At 41.4% G+C, this 19,458-nt stretch carries 16 protein-coding genes; 4 read left to right on the forward strand and 12 right to left on the reverse strand.

The window, feature by feature from the left end:
- The first annotated feature begins 23 nt into the window (after positions 1-23).
- Positions 24-1,055 carry a hypothetical protein gene (locus tag HEQ19_00095; protein WYL98164.1) on the forward strand — a complete coding sequence of 344 codons (1,032 nt, stop codon included), beginning with the start codon at positions 24-26 and terminating at the stop codon, positions 1,053-1,055.
- A gap of 292 nt (positions 1,056-1,347) precedes the next feature.
- Here the strand turns inward: HEQ19_00095 and HEQ19_00100 are convergent, their stop codons facing one another.
- From HEQ19_00100 to HEQ19_00135, 8 genes are all read right to left on the reverse strand, one after another.
- Complete coding sequence (locus HEQ19_00100; protein WYL98165.1) at positions 1,348-1,626, reverse strand: hypothetical protein; 279 nt, start codon at positions 1,624-1,626, stop codon at positions 1,348-1,350.
- A 467-nt stretch (positions 1,627-2,093) separates the two neighbouring features.
- Complete coding sequence (locus HEQ19_00105; protein ID WYM03167.1) at positions 2,094-3,401, reverse strand: NF041680 family putative transposase; 1,308 nt, start codon at positions 3,399-3,401, stop codon at positions 2,094-2,096.
- 317 nt (positions 3,402-3,718) lie between these two features.
- Positions 3,719-3,904, reverse strand: coding sequence for a hypothetical protein (locus HEQ19_00110; protein WYL98166.1), 186 nt, complete (start codon positions 3,902-3,904; stop codon positions 3,719-3,721).
- Between the two features lie 547 nt (positions 3,905-4,451).
- Positions 4,452-5,123 (reverse strand): DivIVA domain-containing protein, encoded by a 672-nt coding sequence (locus HEQ19_00115; protein WYL98167.1) that lies wholly within the window; start codon positions 5,121-5,123, stop codon positions 4,452-4,454.
- The gene (gene coaD / locus HEQ19_00120) at positions 5,030-5,584 is read right to left on the reverse strand and encodes a pantetheine-phosphate adenylyltransferase (protein ID WYM03168.1); all 555 of its coding nucleotides are present in this window, start codon (positions 5,582-5,584) and stop codon (positions 5,030-5,032) included. Before coaD ends, HEQ19_00115 begins: the two co-directional genes overlap by 94 nt.
- A gap of 651 nt (positions 5,585-6,235) precedes the next feature.
- Positions 6,236-7,960, reverse strand: coding sequence for an NFACT family protein (locus tag HEQ19_00125; protein WYL98168.1), 1,725 nt, complete (start codon positions 7,958-7,960; stop codon positions 6,236-6,238).
- Between the two features lie 586 nt (positions 7,961-8,546).
- Entirely contained in the window at positions 8,547-9,848 is a 1,302-nt protein-coding gene (locus HEQ19_00130; GenBank protein ID WYL98169.1) for a glycosyltransferase family 1 protein, read from the reverse strand.
- A gap of 925 nt (positions 9,849-10,773) precedes the next feature.
- Positions 10,774-11,274: an RNA-binding protein gene (locus tag HEQ19_00135; protein ID WYL98170.1), complete on the reverse strand. Its 501-nt coding sequence runs from the start codon at positions 11,272-11,274 to the stop codon at positions 10,774-10,776.
- A gap of 586 nt (positions 11,275-11,860) precedes the next feature.
- On the opposite strand from HEQ19_00135, the gene HEQ19_00140 reads away from it, so the two are divergent.
- Positions 11,861-12,034: a hypothetical protein gene (locus HEQ19_00140; protein ID WYL98171.2), complete on the forward strand. Its 174-nt coding sequence runs from the start codon at positions 11,861-11,863 to the stop codon at positions 12,032-12,034.
- Here the strand turns inward: HEQ19_00140 and HEQ19_00145 are convergent.
- The 3 genes from HEQ19_00145 to HEQ19_00155 form a co-directional block, all read right to left on the reverse strand.
- Complete coding sequence (locus tag HEQ19_00145; protein WYL98172.1) at positions 12,024-14,330, reverse strand: zinc metalloprotease HtpX; 2,307 nt, start codon at positions 14,328-14,330, stop codon at positions 12,024-12,026. The genes HEQ19_00140 and HEQ19_00145 overlap by 11 nt on opposite strands.
- Before the next feature lie 78 nt (positions 14,331-14,408).
- A complete protein-coding gene (locus HEQ19_00150) occupies positions 14,409-14,642 on the reverse strand; it encodes a hypothetical protein (GenBank protein WYL98173.1) in 234 nt (77 codons plus the stop codon).
- The gene (locus HEQ19_00155) at positions 14,639-16,267 is read right to left on the reverse strand and encodes a peptide chain release factor 3 (protein ID WYL98174.1); all 1,629 of its coding nucleotides are present in this window, start codon (positions 16,265-16,267) and stop codon (positions 14,639-14,641) included. Before HEQ19_00155 ends, HEQ19_00150 begins: the two co-directional genes overlap by 4 nt.
- Before the next feature lie 134 nt (positions 16,268-16,401).
- On the opposite strand from HEQ19_00155, the gene HEQ19_00160 reads away from it, so the two are divergent.
- Together HEQ19_00160 and HEQ19_00165 are read left to right on the forward strand one after the other, a co-directional pair.
- Positions 16,402-16,770 carry a DUF4870 domain-containing protein gene (locus HEQ19_00160; protein WYL98175.1) on the forward strand — a complete coding sequence of 123 codons (369 nt, stop codon included), beginning with the start codon at positions 16,402-16,404 and terminating at the stop codon, positions 16,768-16,770.
- 361 nt (positions 16,771-17,131) lie between these two features.
- Positions 17,132-17,971, forward strand: coding sequence for a carbohydrate ABC transporter permease (locus tag HEQ19_00165; protein WYM03169.1), 840 nt, complete (start codon positions 17,132-17,134; stop codon positions 17,969-17,971).
- Between the two features lie 259 nt (positions 17,972-18,230).
- Here HEQ19_00165 and HEQ19_00170 read toward each other — a convergent pair whose 3' ends face one another.
- Positions 18,231-18,932 (reverse strand): sugar transferase, encoded by a 702-nt coding sequence (locus tag HEQ19_00170; GenBank protein ID WYL98176.1) that lies wholly within the window; start codon positions 18,930-18,932, stop codon positions 18,231-18,233.
- Positions 18,933-19,458 lie beyond the last annotated feature (526 nt).

Raw genomic sequence — 19,458 nt, forward strand, 5'->3', positions numbered from 1 at the left:
TAATGTTAGAGTAATATGTATTTATGAATACTGACAGAGAAGCTTATCCTTTTTTAATCAGTCGTAACCGTAAGCTAGATTATCGATTAATAGTTGTTCCCGAATTTATCTACGATCAAAAAATATCTTATTTACTTAATGAAGCCACAGGTGAAGAGGATTTAACTGAAGATGACTTTGCAGTTTATCGCCAAGTCACAGCTGATAATTTTTCTTTTACGCTCATTTTTTGGGTAAAATATGCCAATACAAAAGATTTGGGTGAAGAATCTAGCAAAATTCTCACAGATCATGTTGGACGACAAATTAATCTGATAGAAGGAATTGTTTTCCCAGAAATATTACCCAAAGACTCGATTATAATTACATCTGGTGATTTTGCAGCGGTTCACAGTTCAATTGTCAATTATTATAAAGACTTTTGGCACGGTGAAACCCATATCAAAATAGCCGATAATTTGCAATTGACACATGATTCAGAAAAACTCAAAATTAAAGAATTAAGTCCCCTAATCATTAATACTTCTCCTCAAGAGCCGACAGAAACGACCAAAGAGTCTCGTCGTCGTTGGACAAAAATTATTATTCCTATTTCGTTAGGCTTATTACTTTTGATGGAGGGATTTTTTTTCATCAAATCACTAGATGATGAAAGAAATAAATTAACATCAGCAGAGCGGGAAAAAGTAGAAGCTGTTCTCAACAATTATGGTATCTATGTGGACGATATAAGAAATATTGATACAGAAACAATTCTACATGATAAAATTTCCGAAAACCTGATGAGATTATCAAACAAGAAATTTATTCAAGAAATAATTAAAATTATTTTGTATCCTGACAACCAAGAAGCCCAAAGTTTAATTACAGAACAAGAACGGAATCAATTAGATAGATTTTTAAAGGCTTGTGGAATATCTATGTCATTAGAGAATTTTGCTAAGAAACAAGCTCTTGAGCAAGCTATTGATGCTCAAATTAATAATATATTAAACAAGGAAGGAGAATTGAAAAATAAACTCAAGGATGTTTTGGATAAAGATGAACTATGGTAATGTTGAGGCTATTTTTTGCATTTTTATATTTGCTCTTTCCAACTTTTTCAAGCTAGATTAATATTCAGTCTAACAACAGTTCAGTGGAACAACAGAATTAAACGTGAAACGCTAATGGTCAGAAACCGGATTTTTTGAATAAACCCGGTTTCTTGGTTTTATCGTTCTTTATCTTGACCTGCGTAGTTACTTATTTTTCAGTTTATAATTCGATATTTCCGCTATTTATCTTCACGCCCAATCCTTATCCGGTAGAGCGCATACATCTATCTTGATACTTAGAGGTGATAAATTAATCAATAAATAGACGATAAGAACTAGAGCCGCTTGCAGACTTGATGGCGATAATATATGTCGCACTCCAGCCAGGAGTAAAAATACATATCGCATCACTAGCTGTACTATCATCTCCTGCTAATATATTTCCGTTTGCATCTGCAATATAAATATCTAAATCTACTCCGGGAATAGCATTCTCAACATAAAATCTGTAAGTGATTCCCGCTCTTAATTCTATGGTGTAAGATTCAACCTCTCCGGTGTTAAGATTACCATAACCAACTAAAGCCATGAATTTATTTCCTTGGTTGAATAAAATACTGTACTAAAGCGCTTACATCTGCTAATCACTCAATCTATTTTGATTATAAGTAGTGATTTTGTCTTTTTTTGCAACATCATATACTTGTAAATAAAAAAAATACTTCGTTATGACATGTTTAATTTATCTGAAAAACACAAAAAATACTCATCGGTGACGCTTGATAAATAGCGATAATGTTGACACATTTACACAAAAATTCGGAGATAATTGTTCAATGGTTGTAGAGCAATATCGTCTTGTACAACAGCAAAAATTGTAGGGTGGGTACTGTCCAACCTACATATGGTTTAAAAAATCAAATAGAAATACTATATTTTTCTAACGGTAAATATACGTTTAACCCTGATAACTGGAGTTTAGACTAAGCTATGCAAAACGACCCAGCAGGGCTGAGTTAATCAGAGACTTAGCGAAATTATGAATAATCTTTAGTATTAAACCGCAACTGATGGCTCTTTACGTGGTCGTGTTACGGTTTTTTTTACAATCGGGCATCGGTTTTTACGGTGGCGCTTTTTTCCTGCTTCCCAACCAGGGGACTTTCCGCGAGGTTTGGGTGGAAGGGCTGGAGTACCAATCACCGCAAAAACTCCACCCATAGCTTGAGCGACTCGTCCAGGAGTCAAATTATCGAGTGACTTCTGCCAAGGTAAAGGATTATCAGTCACGATATCACGGGCTAACCACAATTCCCAAGTCATTAGAGGCATTAGGTCACTCCAGCGCTCACACTGCTTAGGAGTACTTAACTTGGGCGCAGTCCAATGTAAGCGTTGTTTCAAAAAACGATACCAGTGGTCAACGGTAAAGCGACGCAAGTAAAGACACCAAACTTCCTCTAGTGGTGGCATTTCTTCTCCAACCCAAGCTAACCACAAAGGTTTGGACACTCGTTCATTGCCTTGTGCGTCGAGACGTTCAACCCTAATGAGTAACATCGGACGCGCTGCCGCTTTACGAAAATGTAAATTCTTCCAGAGGCTAACCCTTACTCGTTGTAGTTTCGGATCATCCAATTCTAAAACAGATTCTGCATCACTCCATGTCGTGGATTCATTAAGTTTGAATTTAGACCCGTGTTTCTTGGGACGTCCCTTACCCGAATAAGCTTCAGGCTCACCCCATAAACAAAGATTTGAGCGCAATCGTACCAAAATATCTGCGGGAATACTGGCAGTTTTTAAGACAAAAGGCGCACACCCATATTCACTATCCCAAACTGAAATCGCTCTGGTGGGTAAATATTTACACACCTGTTTTAGTTGCCAAATCGCTTTTGAGATTGGACTTTCCCCACTTGTGATCCGTTCATGTCTCAAAGGTAATGCCCAACTACCGGAATCCTCTGGTATCCAAGCAATTGTACTGTATCCTTGACCAATGGTAATCGGTTTATTTCCTGCTATGGATGTGCCACTATGCTCATAAGTTCTCTCTTGCAGTGTTACGGCATCCGGACGCGACCAGTTAGTATGATCTCCAGCCAAAAGTGGACGCCCCTCTACTGGCATTTGTTTGATGTATAACTGCATTAATTTCTGTCGCTGCGGTCGGCTATCTTGTAGCGCCTCATAGATACTTGACCACTTGCGTCTAAATACTGGTGATAAAGATAAGTCGGCTAAGGAGTAAACATTCCGGGTCAGCAATATGGCATCTGTTAATTCAAATGTCGCGTCTTTGGCTCTACCTAAATGTTTGTAAGCTAATTGACGAAACTCTTCAAGTCTGGCACGTTTCATATTGGCAGGTGAGTAATGGTAGTTCGTTATCTCAGCTTCTGCCTTCATGGGGACTGTGTTCAATCAGACTCCCCTTTTTTTCTTGATCATTCCCCATCTAATCTCCAGCGTGTTGATAATGATAATCAAATAAGGGGGGGTGGGAGAGAAACGAGCATTGCTCGTTTCTCTCCCACCCTTTCCATGATTATCATTATTGTTTTATTTTTTAAACATGCATACTACATAATTATTAAAGATTGCGGATGCTTTGAGGCTGACTTCTCGAATATTTTTAACCGCTAATTCCATTTGGTTTGCGTTCTATCATATCGCTTTTAGTCTAAACTCCAGTGATTGATAACAGTCAATACTCCTCCCGTAGCAGTTACAGCCGTAGGTACTTTCTTCAATATTTCTAATTGTTTTTCTCTGGGTGTTTTTTGCAATCGTCTTGATAGATTAATAAGTAATTCTGCTAGTTTACTATATCGATTTGCTCCCATAGTTACAGTAGGTATCATACTCATTGTGAGAGTAAAGCTTGTTAAAATCAGGCTAATAGTTAATTTTTTTGCAAGAAACATTGCAAAACTCCTTTCCTAATTACTAAATCTGTTCTTATCTTAAGTAAGATATTTGTTTTTTTTGCAACATCATATACGTATGAATAAAAAAAATACTTCTTTATGACATGTTTAATTTATCTGAAAAACACAAAAAATACTCATTGGTGACGCTTGATACACAGTGATAATGTTGACACATTTACACAAAAATTCGGAGATAATTGTTCAATGGCTGTAGAGCAATATCGTCTTGTACAACAGCAAAAATTGTAGGGTGGATACTGTCCAACCTACATATGGTTTACAGCCATTTTCAGGTAAATAGACCACAGGGTAGGGGCGCAAGGCCTTGCGCCCCTACGAAGATTTGCTGTAAAAAATCAAATAGAAATACTATATTTTACTAACGGTAAATATACGTTTAACCCTGATAAATAACAAATGACAATTGAGATTAAATTTAGGGAACAGAAATTAAATACTCTGGCCGCAAAATAAAAGTTTATCTCTTTTTAGGCGGCGAAGAATTACGTTGTGGTGGTAAATCAGCTCGCAATTCTTGTCTACCATTAGTGATAATTCGCAACATCTGTTGGAGATCTTGCTCGATATTTTCGAGGACATTATCAGCGTATTCATCAGCGCCATCTTCAATTTCTTGAGCTTGGGCGATCGCCACTTGTCGCATTTCTTCTAATTCTTGCTGACAAGCACGTCGCTTACGGTCAATTTCTATGAGGGTTTCTTGCATCATCCCCTCACATTCTTGTTGCACTTGTCGGCGCAATTGTTCGGCTTCTCGCTCTGCCTGTCTGATAATATCGCTTTCAGCTAAAATTTGCGCTCTTTTGGCTTGAGCTGCTTCTACCACTTGCTGTCCATACTCTTCTGCTTCTAAAAGAATTTCTTCCTTTTGTTCGAGAATAACTGCAGCTTCCTGAAATATCGCTGGCAAAGATACTCTGATAAAATCAAGCTGTTCTAACACCTTGTCTTCATCTACAAGGGTGCGACCAGTTAGGGGAATCCGCAAACCAGAGACAATTATTTCTTCTAGACGGTTGAGTTCTTGCTGAAGATCTAAATTTCCCTCTCCATTGGGATATTCTTCAGGGGAGGGACTACTTCCGTTGAGATTGGGTTCGATATTCGAGGAGAGTTGTGGTTGTAACATTGGTATATTTCTAGGGCAATGTGAGAGGGAACAAGATGATCGACAGAGCCACCAAACCTTGCAATCTCTTTTACCACACTACTACTTAAAAAACTATACTCATTTGATGTTGCCAGAAAAACAGTTTCTATTTGAGTAGACAGCGTTTTATTAGTATGTGCCATTTGTAGTTCGATTTCAAAGTCGGAAACTGCTCTTAAGCCCCGTATCAGCACTTCTGCTTGGCGCATTTGGGCATAATTGACCGTTAGACCATCAAAACTGTCAACTTCGACGTTTGGTAGATGCTCTGTAGCTACACGAATCTGTTCTAGCCTTTGCTGCACAGTAAACAGCGGTGTTTTGTTAGGATTCCGTAATACGGCGACAATGACTGTTTTAAACAGCCGAGAACCACGTTGAATGATGTCAAGGTGTCCCAAGGTAACAGGGTCAAAACTACCAGGATAAACAGCAATCACAATTTTAGATACATCACAGTTATTCACGTGATTATATCTAAACCTGTCTCCAGTCTTGATAAATTTTGACTAAGGATTGAGGAGAGGGGAACGATGGGCTTTTCACTATAAAAAACTCCACCCACAAGGGGATTGGGTATTGGGGCATAGTATATTAGGCATAGCGCAAGAAAAGTCACCCATACCCAATGCCCAATGCCCAATAGTAAGGAGTAATGAGTAATGAGTAATGAGTAATGAGTAAATTAATCCAATCCCCAATCCCCAATGCCCTATGCCCTATGCCCTATGCCCAATGCCCTATGCCCTATCCCCCATAAAAAAAAGACCAGCCTCCCACAGCCGGTCTGGAAAATGTCTTTTCGCGTTGTCTTCTCAATAGAGTAAAATCCAAATTGCGCGCTTCCAAAATGCAACGGGCAACTTTTCTTAATATTGTAACAGCCAACACAGATTTTTTAGCAAAATTTACTAAAACAAGATATTTACCGAAAATTCGGGTCTAGAGCCAAGTCCACAACGACCCCTCAGTCCTACGCTTCCAGGACTGCTTTTTGTACAATAAATGACAAATGACAAAGAGTAATGAGTAATGAGTAATGAGTAATGAGTAATGACCAATAACCAATGACCAATGACAACCGTCAACCGTCAACCGTTAATTGACTGCGGTTTTCCCCACAGGATACGCTCTTGCTTGTAAATGGCGATTCCGGGTTTGGCTCCTTTGGGTTTGTAGACGTGCTTTGGTTGGGTGTAAACTACTGGTACTTGGTCACTCTGACGACCGCGACTGTAGTAAGCTGCAAAGTTAGCGGCAAATTGTAAATCAGATGCTTCGGGAACAGCACCCGGTTCTAGGCGCAGTAGGACATGGCTTCCGGGAATTTCTTGGGCGTGAAACCACAGGTCATAATCGCCGGCGACACGAAATGTCAATTGGTCATTCTGGCGATTGTTGCGACCGATTAATAATTCAAAGCCGCTGGGGGTGCGAGAACGATGATAATTACTACTGGCGGCTTCATTGACACTGCGGTTGCGGTATTCTGGATCTTCGAGATATTTTTGTCCAATCAGCTCATCACGGATTTCTTCGAGGGCTTGCAAATCTTCTGGTGTTTGGTATTTGTCAATCTGGGCGATCGCCGCTTCAACTTGTTCTAAATAGGCAATTTCGGTATTCACTTCCAATAGTAAGGGTTCGACTGCAGCACGGGCGCGTTTTAATTTTTGATGCTGTTTATACATACTTTGGGCATTTTGTACAGCATTTTTATCCGGCTGCAGGGCGATCGCTCTTGGTTTACCTGTGTCAAAGTCAGGGAGGGTAATTTCTTTCATTCCCGGTTCCCAATTTTGCAAGTAAGCCATCAACAAATCAGCTTTTTCGCGATATTCATCCGCTTTATCTGATTGCTGCAAGCGTTCTTCAAAGGTTTTTCCTTTATTTCGTAATTTTACCAGAATATTATTCAGTTTCTGACTTAGCTGATGTCGTAACTGCAAAAATACCTGTTGATTTAGCTCGTCGGTGTAATAGCGGTTGAGTAATTCTTGGATATTTGTCGCATTTTTCACCCCACCCCAACCCATGACAGTGTATCCCTCTGCTGTCCAAGCTGGGTGAAATTTACCTAATTCCAAGACTTGCAGCCATTCTTGCCACTTTTGGAACAGTCTTTCCCAATCGCCAGTGTTCAGGGTATCTGTGGTGGCTTCTGGTGCTAAATTTGCTGCTAGCACCATTAATTCTACTAATGCAGCACTCAAACCGCTATAACTTTTGAGTAACTGACGCTTGATGCTTCCTGGTACTAAGCTTACCCGTTCTTGCCAGCGTTCCTGAGATTCTTGCAAATTAGGAACAGGACCTGTGAGTTTGGGTGGTGTTTCATAGGGTTGTCCGGTTTGGATGGGTCGGACACTAGATTGTTGCTGGCTGACTTGATGGGCTGCGGTGATAATTAAATTGCTAGCGTCGGTGAGAATGACGTTGCTATATTTGCCCATAATTTCCACATATATATGATACAGGGGGCTTTCCCCTGGACGACGGGCAAATTGTAAATCAACAACACGTTCCCACGGTGCGATCGCCTCAATTCCCACCAGCGCTAAACCGCCAAGCTGGTGTATGAGTTGTTGACTGAAAGTGAAAGTATCTGGTATGCGTGGTGGTGGTTCGCCAATACTAATACGAGCAGCTTGGGGGTGCCAAGAAATCTCTAGCCAACCCCGCTGTTTTAAGGTACGTAACGCCACTGCAATAGTATAGCGATCGCGCTGGTAAACCTGTTCTGTCCTTGAGGGTAGCCAATTAGCGCGGATTTCGCTACAAGTAGCTGTCAGGGTCGTAAAGTCAACTGGTTGCACAACAATTAGCCTTGAGGGGGCGAATAGGGGGTAATATCAAATCCGTTTGTATCGGAATTATTCCTCTTTCTCACTCTGCGCCCTCTGCGGTTCTTTAATCATTCAGATGCTACCGGATTTGATACAACACCCATTTTATCGGCTATGTCAGGACAATTGTCGGTAGGGGCGCAAGGCTTTGCGCCCCGGAAGATTATCGAACGACGCCAAAAACCCTGATTTTCCCGTGTTGTCAGGGGTCATACCTACCATTTCGCCATGTCGGTAGGGGCGCAATACTGCTCGGTTAAGCTCAAAAAACTTAAAATTCGTAGGTTGGGTTGAGGAACGTAGGCGCAGCCTTCTCGAAGAGTAACCCAACATGGACGGGGCTTTGTTGGGTTTCGCAGAGCCTCAACCCAACCTACCATTTTCCTTAACCGAGCAGTATTGGGTAGGGGCGCAAGGCTTTGCGCCCCGGAAGATTATGGAACGACGCCAAAAACCCTGATTTTTCCGTGTTGTCAGGGATCATACCTACCATTTTGCCACTCAGTATCCTATGTCACCAAGGGCGCAAGGACTGACGCCCCTAGTGCGAGGTTGATTAACTCAGCAACGCTGGTTCTTTGGTTGCTGGTTCCAAGGGTTGCGCTAACGGTTGCGCCAAGGGTTCCTCTAACAGTTGGGTATACAGTTCATTGAGATGATATGCTACACCATCCCAACTAAATTGCTGGATGACGTGCTTTCTGGCTGCTTTACCCAATTCATCTCGCCATTGGGGATTACTGAGAATGCGGTCAATAGCATGGGAAAACGCAGCTACATCTTTTGGTGGCACCAATAAACCGGTTTTTTCGGAAACTACAGTAAATTGCAGTCCACCAACATCACTTGCTACTACGGGTGTACCACTCGCCATTGCTTCAATTGCTACTAGTCCAAAGGGTTCGTAGTGACTGGGAACGACACAAACATCAGCAGCAGCGTAGTAATTTGGCAGAACGGTTTGACTCAGCTGACCAGGTAAGATGGTAAAGTCGCTCATACCTAATTCTGTGACAATTTGCTCGATGCGATCGCGCTCTTTACCGTCACTGTTTCCTGGGGTACTACCACCACCAATAATTAAGTGCAGTTTATGACAATCATGTAACTTTGATTCGCGCACCGCACGCACCAAAGTTTCTATCCCTTTGCGCCGATCAAAACGCCCTACATATAATACAACTTTGGCTTCTGGATCAATTTTCAACACATCTCTTGCTGTTTCTCGATCCACAGAACCAAAGTGCCTAATATTTGTTCCACAAGGAATAATATCTATACTGCCTTTAGTGGAAACTAGCGACCTCATGTGTTGCTTTTCTTGCGGACTTGTGGCTACAATTCTTTCTGCTGTCTCTAGTACTTCTTTTTCTACTTCTAATCGTTGACTGGCTATTAAAGGTATCGTCTCTATTGTATTGTACTTGACTGCTCCTAAAGAGTGGTATGTATGAACATGCTTGCTACCTTGGATTGCCTTTAACTGCATCCCGACCCAGCTAGAGAGCCAGTAGTTGGTATGAACCAACTGATATGTGATGCCATTTTCTCTTTGGAATTTCAGTAACTGTTCCACAAATTCTGGCAGATATTTAAACCCATTGTCCCGTGGTACAAAGTCCACTGGACCTGCTGTTAAACGAATTGTTCTACATCGTGAGTTATGTTGTACAATCGTTTCTTGGTCAGCGCTCACTCTCCGACTAAACATATCCACTTGCCATCCTAGAGAGGCTAGTGCTTCACCCACTTGACGGACATAAACATTTTGTCCTCCGGCTTCTTCTTTGCCAATTTCAATCGCGGGATCTCCGTGGACAGAAATCAAAGCAATGCGTTTTTCAGTGGTAGAGTTCATAGTTTGTGTGTTGCTGATTGATACAAAGTTTCAGGCGGCTCCAAGTTTGCCTATAGCACTTTTACTTGAATCTTTTAGGAACTTTGTGTAATCTTTATTTTAATTTAATCCGCCAAGGATTGTTATACATCTGCTACCAGAAATAGCCTGTTTTACTACGTATTTATATTTAATTTTTTTATACTTAAATTGCTATATTTATATCTAACTAATGCTTTTGATAGACAAACCCCTATTTAAGGAATTTTTCTATACATCTCAAATCCCAAAAATAGCTGTTAATATCAATTTTTTAGCTAAAAAACAGTAGTATAATAGTGATTTTTAGCTTATTTCTTTTAATTACTTTTACTTAGATTATCCCCTGATAAATTCTCTAATAATTAAGGATTAAACACCTATAATTCAATCTCAAAAATAAATCTGCAAAATCCAAAATTTATAGTATTAATTATCAATCAAATTATGATGTGTCTCTTTATACTATTTTTTTGTTAAATATTGTTCTGTTACATATGATACAGCTTGAGCATATTTGAAATTTTGCGGTGAGGAGTAATAGTTTACATTGTCAAATATTCAGATGGTTTAACCTGGTTTAACCGACAGAGGGGATATAGGTTTTAGTGACACTCCTACACCAATTGCAAGCAATGTGGTGTAGGCTTCCGAGTCCTCTCCGGGGTGAAGCTACGATAACTCTTTAAGATATATAACAGTATATGTATTATTTTTTTTTCAGTCTAATCTGCATTCGTAGAACTTACGCACTGTTGACGAAAAATCAGCCTTTGCGATTACTACCCTACAGAAACGTTTAGTCTGGCGTAATGCGCTGTGAACAGCTAGACAATACTGAAAAATTAAAAATTAAAAATCAAAAAATATTTCTGATTTTTAATTTTTAATGTTTCGCCATCAGAGCTTAATTAGTGGTTTGTGCTGCTAGCATCTGCTTAAGCTTTTCTAATTCAGAAGCCCAACGGGGATCTGGACGAATAGCATCTGAGTCAGAGGTAGTGGTAGTTTCCCGTCCACCACCACCACCACCACCACGTCGGGACTTCTTAGCGCCCTTGTCACGACGACTACCTTCTTTATTGATGTTAGGAGCCGGATTGCTACTAACATGTTGGATAGGCTTAGGCGTTGGCTCTTCGCTTTCCTCACCCTTAGTGCGAGGTAATGCCTTTTCTAACTTGATGGGCGTCTCTTTGAACAGCAGACCATTATACTTTTCAATAATTTCATCTGCTTGTTCATCATTGTTGACCGTCAGAAAGCCGAAACCACGACATTTGCCTGTTTTTCGGTCTTTAATTAGTTTAGTGGTGACAGCATCACCTTCTGCAGCAAAAACTGCTTGCAGTTCTTGACGATCTATTTCTTCTTTGGGCAAATTACCTATGTATAGGCGAATGGACATGAACTATACCTCCAGAGTTGAATGAACATGGCAAGGACAGAAAACATTACTTGGCTTTGGCTTTTAAATAGATGCTATTGACTAAGACTGCCATAAACCAATTTTTTAACTCCAAACTGTCAACCTATACAATACAGTTTTTCGTCGGGATCAAGCTTGTTTAATCCAAAAGCGTACAAAACGCTCAGTTAATACCACCTTAATTCTAAGAATTGTAAATTTAATAGCCTACTGCATACTACAGTAAATGTTTTCTTCTATGCCTTGGTGTGCAGAATAAAATACCATTTCTTACATTATCACGGTATCTTCTACGTAGCTAGTTCAGGGCATACATTTCCGACAAGAGTATGACTGAATAGTAGCATAAAACACTTTTTTTTCTCAACACCAAATATTGGAAACAAAAACCAGCCAGTGGCTGGTTAAATTGCTGCTGTGTTGGCAGGAGAAAAAGGATAGGTTGGCGTAAGCAGCCGAAAAAGTTAACTAAGCTAAGATGCTGAGTTATATCCGGTGCTAAAGTTTGTGTAAATAAATGTAACACTAGACGAAATAATCTGCAATGTTTGTTTACGTTTGACCCTTGTCATTGGTTATTGGTCATTGGTCATTGGTCATTTGTCATTGGTCATTGGTCATTTGTCATTGGTCATTTGTCATCACCCCAATACCCAATCGCCAAACCCCAATACCCAATACCCAAACCCCAAACCCCAAACCCCAATCCCCAAACCCCAATCCCCAACCTAGCCTGTGAGAAAAATGTAAGCGCCCCAAGCCTGTGCTGCAACTGCTAAAATGGTAGACCAGATGGGAAGAGCGCTATGAATGGTATTACCATTTTGCGTTTGCAAAGTTTGGATATCAATCCAGGGGGTTGCGCCGCGTCGAAACCAACCTGTGACGGTAATGTGGCGACCTATCCAGTCTTGGGGATTGATTGATGGTGTAAGTCCGGGAATGTGGTGCAATTTCACTAATCCGATGTGGGATTGTAGGATTAAGTCTTGTCCTAGGCAGTTGCTAGTACCCTGACGGCCTAATAGTTTACCAACAAAACGCACATTGATGCTGTCTATGGGGATGGCCGATGGGTTGGCTAACAAATTGGGTAGGCGATCGTCTGTTTGTACAGTAGCAGGTTTGATATCAGGAAATAAAGCATTCATGCGGATGATCATCCCGATGCTCAAACCAATTAGCAGACAACCTGTAACGAAAGACCAATCTTGGTAGATCCATTTTAGGTTCAACAACTTGAGTGCAAAGGCAATTTGCCAAGTTAACCAGATCAGACCGGCAAACACCAAACCCAGGGGAATACCTAAAAAGGGAGCCATTTGTAACAAGAAGGACTGATGTTTACCCTTTAAAGATTGTTCATTCGTCAGATGTAGTTCGGGTTCTAAATGCCAGTGACGGGCAATTTTGCACAGACGTTGGATGCGATCGCCGATTAAAGGATGGCTGTTGTTGATTGTAAACCATCGGCGATAGGGATTGAAATTATCCCACATCAAGAACGATTCAAAGGATATATGTCCGGCAATACTACCCAAAGAGATACTCTGTTGATAACTTACAGGTGCCAGGAGGTTCAAGCTTTCCAACTGCCAACTGGTGTGTTCTTGTTTGGTAATATCACCAGCAATCCCAATGGCAATTTTGAGTAAAGCCCTGGTCAGAGCATTGGGATTACCAGTTATTTCGGCTGCGGTGCGATCGCTATAGTAAACGCGCAACCTCGACAACCACAAACCAGGTCCACTCAGCAAACACCAAACTCCATAAACAATAATAGCCCAAATTGTGAACGGCATTCGCCAAATTCCTTGTGAGTTGCGATTCCCCCACTCCGACACTTGCTGATATAGCCTGTATACGGGTAGTGTCAGCAACAGCAACAGAGACATCACCACAAAATCTCTGTGGACAATATGCCCTACCTGGGTAGCATAAATTATGGCAATTTCATCATCCGCCAGTTGCTCTAATAGCCCCTGACTGACGACAATTCGCGCATTGCGGGCTAAATTACCATAGGTCAAAGCCACTGGTGCAGCGATGGGCAAAATTCGGAGTTTGGGTAATGGCCAGCCTCGCTGTTGACAACAACGTTGTAGCATCCGCACGGTTTCGCGACTGTAGCCATTTAAGATTTCTTTGGGCAATTCTCGTTGACCATAAAAGTTTGTCAATAGCCAGTCGAGTAACCAGGGTGACAAGGCCAGTCCGATGACTAATATTAGTAACAAAAATTGGCTCGGATCGCGGTATAAAAGTTGTAATGGCTCCAGATATGGTAATGTGATTAAAGTCTGGTTAATTAATCCCAAGGCGAACTTGACCATTTCTCGGATCACCCAAAACAGGGCGATAAAGGTTCCAGCAGTCAGCAACCGCAAGGGTAGTAACTTAAACTTTTGCAACGGTTGCCATACCTTAGCCCTGGCTGCATGTCGCCAATAAATGCTCTGTGCTTTAGGTTGCGGATGACTTAATGATACTATCAAGCCACTACCAGAAATAGTAGGTGCTGAATCTCGGAAATTTTGCCAGATGGCTGTTGGCAGAGCAGAGGAACTCACGGGGGTTGTAGCTGGTTCAGTTTTATTTTTGACACCATGAGATACCGTAGCAGGACTTGCGGGTGTAACTATGGTATCTTGTGACAACTGTGGTGATGCAGCAGTAACTGGCACAGGTTTTTTTTGTGCATCATCAAAAGGGACAAATCCAGTTGCCAAATTTTCGGATTTTGATGCTGTATTATGATGTTTTTGGCGTTTGGTCAAGTGTTCAAGAGCGCGTTGTGCCCACTCTTGCACTTGCGGATTGTGACTCTCAATCAGATTTTGACACAGGGCGATCGCCTTGGGAGCTTCGCCACTGCGAGCATAAGCCATCACTAAACCAACCTGTGCCTGCAAAGTAGCGTTACTATTACCCTGACTGCTAGCAACAGGTTCGAGATGAGCGATCGCTGTTTGATAATTTCCCTGCTTGAGAGCAACTAAACCAGCCTCCAAAGACATTTTGGCATGTGAAGGCATACAGATTCAACCACTGTTTTAACTGATGACTGATAACGTTTGACGGTTGACCAATGACAAATGACCAAATGTCAAATGTCAAATGTCAAATGTCAATGAGTAATGAGTAATGAGTAATGAGTAATGAGTAATGAGTAATGAGTAATGAGTAATGAGTAATGAGTAATGACCCATGACCCATGACCCATGACCCATGACCAATGACCAATGACAAATGACAAATGACCAATGACAAATGACAAATGACAAATGACAAATGACCAATGACCAATGACCAATGACCAATGACCAATGACCAATGACCAATGTCAACCGTCAACTGGTTGTTGACTAGAAAATACTGGCGCGGTAGCGCTTAACTTTAATTCTGGATGGTCTCCCTGTAACTGTTGACAATTCCATTCATTACGGAATAGCAACACTGGGCGTCCCATGCTGTCTTTGACTGAAGTGGTGTTGAATATACGTCCCACCTTGTTCAAAGCTTCCCAACCACCTTCTACCCAACGAGCGACGCTATAGGGCAACGATTCTAGCAGGGTTTCCACGCCATACTCATTTTGTAAGCGAAACTGCACCACTTCAAATTGCAGTTGACCCACAGCAGCCAGAATTGGATCGCGCTTGGCTTCATCGGTTGAGTACATAATTTGTACAGCACCTTCTTCGCGCAATTCCGAAATTCCTTTTTGAAATTGCTTGAATTTAGATGGGTTAGGGTTTCTGAGAGTCGCAAACAGTTCTGGGGAGAAATAGGGAATTCCTTCATATTCCAGTTTTTGTCCCGTGTAAATGGTATCGCCGATCGCAAACACGCCGGGATTGTTCAAACCAATCACATCGCCAGGATAAGCCACATCAATCGATTCTCTCTCTTGAGCAAAAAGTTTTTGCGGACGAGACAGACGGACGACTTTACCTGTACGGGCGTGATTCACCGTCATATCTTTTTCAAACTTACCAGTGCAGACCCGGATAAAAGCGACGCGATCGCGGTGTTTTGGGTCCATGTTCGCCTGGAGTTTGAAAACGAACCCAGAAAACTCTGGGTAAGTAGGCGGAACTTCACCGACGCTGCTGTGATGATTTCCTGGTTTGAGAGCGTAGTCGAGGAAGTATTTCAAGAATAACTCAACGCCAAAGTTGGTCATGGCGCTACCAAAAAACACTGGGGTCATTTTTCCTTGATGTACCAACTGCAAATCTAGTTCCGGACCGACTCCTTCTAATAGTTCTAGATCGTTTTTCAGTTGGTGGTAAAGTTCCTGTTCCAGTAATTCTTCAATTCTGGCATCACCCAAGTCTACTATGGTGTCGCGGGCTTCCCGGCTACCGTGGGCGCTACGTTCAAATAAATGTATTTGTTGTTTGTCTCGGTCAAACACACCTTTAAAGCGATCGCCCATCCCAATCGGCCAGTTGACTGCATAGGTTTGCAATCCCAATTCTTGCTCAATCTCATCCAAAAGATCCAGTGGTTCTCTTCCGGGACGGTCGAGTTTATTCACAAATGTAAAAATCGGGATACCCCGCATTTTACAAACTTCAAACAGTTTTCGCGTTTGGGGTTCTAGACCTTTGGCGACATCAATTAACATCACTGCATTATCTGCAGCCGCTAGGGTACGATAGGTATCTTCACTAAAATCTTGGTGTCCGGGGGTGTCGAGTAAATTTATCTGACAGTTACGGTAGGCAAATTGTAACACCGTAGATGTAATAGAAATACCCCGTTGCTGTTCCATCGCCATCCAGTCAGAAGTAGCTTTCCGCTGCGCTCGCCGCGCTTTTACCGCCCCAGCTTCGTGAATTGCACCTCCGTATAATAGGAGCTTTTCTGTGAGCGTAGTTTTACCAGCGTCAGGGTGAGAAATAATCGCAAAATTGCGGCGCAGTTGAACTGCTTCCTGAAGATCGGACTCTAGTTCAGTTGACATAAGTGTATTTGTTTGCTTGTTAGTTAACTTAACTTAATGTTTTCATACTCTAGTGGGTCTTTTAATCTTAAGACAACGAAGCACGTGTTAGCGTCGTAATATCGCCAACAACCATCAATTAAGGGGAGACATAAATGTATAACGCCTACGACAGCGATAAGCGTAAGCTATTATCCGCCCTGAGTCATGGAGCCATTTTTTTCAGCACTACGGTTGTATCTGTAGGCATACCTATTGCAGTACTATTCATCAGTGATGATCCTGTTGTCAAAGATAACGCCAAAGAATCCATCAATTTTCACTTTAATGTCTGGTTTTATGGTGGAATTCTGGGAGCTATTTTTTTCCTCACGGGTTGGTTAATATTACCACTAATAGTTCTATTGCCAATAGCAGGAATAGGCTACGTATTGCATTGGGGATTAACAATCTGGGCAATTATTAACGTTTTTGGTAATCCAGATCAACCCTTCCGTTATCCGTTTATTTTCCGTTTCCTTTAAGACTTAATGGTAATTGTTAACTGGGCATTACTTCCTTGCTAGTGTAAGATTACCTAAATCTCTCTAACTCTGATCTCTGTTTCCTTTGCGCCTGGTACGATTAATTAAATAGGTAATCTTCTGGCGGTTCGGGAGCAGATATGGGGTTTAGTCATTACTAATTGACAAACCCCTTTGGAGCATTTCAAAATTAAATCTTCATCTTTGAATTTTGAAACCGAAAAATCAAGGTTTTGGGTTGGCCATAGGCCATAGGGCAGAAAAAACTAACCTATGCCCTATGCCCTATCTTCACGAATAGCCTCGCCGCGTAAGTCCTAATCTTGTTGCGATAAGTAAAATTAGTAACTTTAAGCAGATGATGAATTTACCAAACCAAAATAGACGACTGCAAATTCTGGTAATGTATGGCATCTTGGGCGCGATCGCACTTGTGACGCTGTTTCCATTGCTGTGGTTAATTAGTACCGCCTTAAAATCGCCTACGGAAAACATCTTGCAGTCGCCGCCGCAATTATTACCAAGCCAACCGACTCTAGAAAATTTCGCTAGTGTTTGGCAATCACTACCCTTTGGACAGTACATGTATAATAGCACCCTAATTGCAGTTTTAACGGTAGGTTTGAATCTACTGTTTTGTGCTTTAGCTGCTTATCCTTTGGCACGACTCTCTTTTGTGGGGCGAGACTGGATTTTTATTGCGATCGTTTCGACAATTATGATTCCCTTTCAGATCGTGATGATTCCCCTGTATATTTTGACAGTCCAGTTGGGTTTGAGAAATACTTATTTAGGAATGATTTTTCCCAGTTTAGCTTCTGCCTTTGGTATTTTTCTGTTGCGACAAGCTTTTATGGGCGTCCCTAAAGAGATAGAAGAAGCAGCCCGGATGGATGGTAGCTCAGAGTTGGGTTTATGGTGGTATGTTATGTTACCAGCAATTAGCCCGGCACTAGTAACTCTGGCTATTTTCGTCTTCATTGGTTCTTGGAGTGACTTTCTGTGGCCTTTAATTGTCATCCAAGATGAAAATTTATATACTCTTCCCCTGGGAGTAGCGAAGCTAGCGGGGACATTTTCCTTGGACTGGCGGTTAGTGGCTGCTGGTTCAGTAATTTCGATAGCGCCAGTTATGTTATTATTTCTGTTTCTACAACGCTACATTGTACCTACGGAAACTGGTAGTGGTGTCAAGGGTTAAGAGTTAAGGGTCAAGGGTCAAGAATCAAGGGTCAAAAGTGCAATCTCCTGGTCAACTATTTGCTACAGGACTTACACCGACATTTATTTATTGACAATCGCACCAAAAACCGTCCACAGGAATAGTGCAGACCCTAGGCGCTCGACTGGCTCTGTTTTAACTGTGGACTTTTGACTTTTGACTCTTGAGCTTTGACTTTTGACTTTTGACCTTTGACTTTTGACTTTTGACTCCTGACTCTTGACTCTTGACTCTTCACTTAATAAGCACCGCTTTTGTTAAACACAACCCAGATAGTTTTGATAATCAGACTGAAGTCGTAAGCGATAGACCACTTGCGCTGGTAGTTAATATCCATACGAACTATAGTTTCAAAGTCTTTGATGCTAGACCGACCATTAGCCTGCCATTCTCCAGTAATACCTGGCTTGACTTGCAATCTTTGCCAATGGTGTGGCTCGTAGTATATCACTTCGTCAGGAGTGGGCGGCCTGGTGCCCACTAAACTCATATCGCCCAACAGGACATTCCAAAATTGAGGTAATTCGTCCAAACTAGTGCGCCGCAAGAACTTACCCAAACTAGTAATGCGGGGATCATCAACTGATTTAAAAATGTGACCTTGAGCTTGGTTTTTCACCAGATGTTTGCGTTTATCAGCATCAACAATCATCGAACGGAACTTCCAGATCCGGAAGGGTCGTCCGTGTAAACCGCAGCGAATTTGGGAATAAAATATTGGGCCTGGATCAACAAAAAAAGTAGCAATCGCTACAAATATTGCTATCCAACCTGTAATCATCAGTCCCACAATCGCTCCGAGAATATCAATGAATCGTTTTGTTCTACTTAAGGTTGAAGGGTGTATGGGTTGTTGTGAAAATTCAACTGAACCAAGATAACTCAACAACGCTAGATTATCTACAACACGACCTTTGGCATCAGTAGTAAAAGTAGACATATACATAAGACGGATGTTGTTATTACTGCGTTTTTTATCAGTAATTTAGTGTTTTTACTGATGAAGTAACGAATATTAATATAGATAATTTTTATCAATAAGAAAAACACTTAGAGCAAACTTTACAAAATCTTTGCATTTAAGCGTGTAATATAAATTTCTAGTATCCTTTCTGGGAATGAAAAAAAACCATGTTATTGGGGATTTACTTAATCTCTGATGAGAGATAATTATACCTGTAACTTTCTGAAACTAGATGAGTTACAGGTATTTTCGAGGAATGTATCCTATGTATCACGGTATTACCAGAGGCTTTTGTCCGTAATGTTACCTATCTTAAGCTCGGTTACTCCTAATATCATGTCATTGACATACTCTCCGCCCTTTTAGGGTGGAGATTCTGGAGTCAAACAGCAATTGTTGGCATAGCCAGTCTAACATCACCTAACCCAATGGTTGAACAAGAGGCAAGGGAGCAGGGATCTCTTAGCAGGGGAGAAGGAACAGAAAGGGATTCGACCCCAAC

It is taken from the genome of Gloeotrichia echinulata CP02 (assembly GCA_038087035.1).
GTDB lineage: Bacteria > Cyanobacteriota > Cyanobacteriia > Cyanobacteriales > Nostocaceae > Gloeotrichia > Gloeotrichia echinulata.

Excerpts from the sequence above, each read along its gene's own strand:
- HEQ19_00095 (WYL98164.1), top strand. The coding sequence starts at position 24 with ATGAATACTGACAGAGAAGCTTATCCTTTTTTAATCAGTCGTAACCGT.
- HEQ19_00100 (WYL98165.1), bottom strand. The coding sequence starts at position 1,626 with ATGGCTTTAGTTGGTTATGGTAATCTTAACACCGGAGAGGTTGAATCT.
- HEQ19_00105 (WYM03167.1), bottom strand. The coding sequence starts at position 3,401 with ATGAAACGTGCCAGACTTGAAGAGTTTCGTCAATTAGCTTACAAACAT.
- HEQ19_00110 (WYL98166.1), bottom strand. The coding sequence starts at position 3,904 with ATGATACCTACTGTAACTATGGGAGCAAATCGATATAGTAAACTAGCA.
- HEQ19_00115 (WYL98167.1), bottom strand. The coding sequence starts at position 5,123 with ATGTTACAACCACAACTCTCCTCGAATATCGAACCCAATCTCAACGGA.
- HEQ19_00130 (WYL98169.1), bottom strand. The coding sequence starts at position 9,848 with ATGAACTCTACCACTGAAAAACGCATTGCTTTGATTTCTGTCCACGGA.
- HEQ19_00135 (WYL98170.1), bottom strand. The coding sequence starts at position 11,274 with ATGTCCATTCGCCTATACATAGGTAATTTGCCCAAAGAAGAAATAGAT.
- HEQ19_00145 (WYL98172.1), bottom strand. The coding sequence starts at position 14,330 with ATGCCTTCACATGCCAAAATGTCTTTGGAGGCTGGTTTAGTTGCTCTC.
- HEQ19_00155 (WYL98174.1), bottom strand. The coding sequence starts at position 16,267 with ATGTCAACTGAACTAGAGTCCGATCTTCAGGAAGCAGTTCAACTGCGC.
- HEQ19_00160 (WYL98175.1), top strand. The coding sequence starts at position 16,402 with ATGTATAACGCCTACGACAGCGATAAGCGTAAGCTATTATCCGCCCTG.
- HEQ19_00165 (WYM03169.1), top strand. The coding sequence starts at position 17,132 with ATGAATTTACCAAACCAAAATAGACGACTGCAAATTCTGGTAATGTAT.
- HEQ19_00170 (WYL98176.1), bottom strand. The coding sequence starts at position 18,932 with ATGTCTACTTTTACTACTGATGCCAAAGGTCGTGTTGTAGATAATCTA.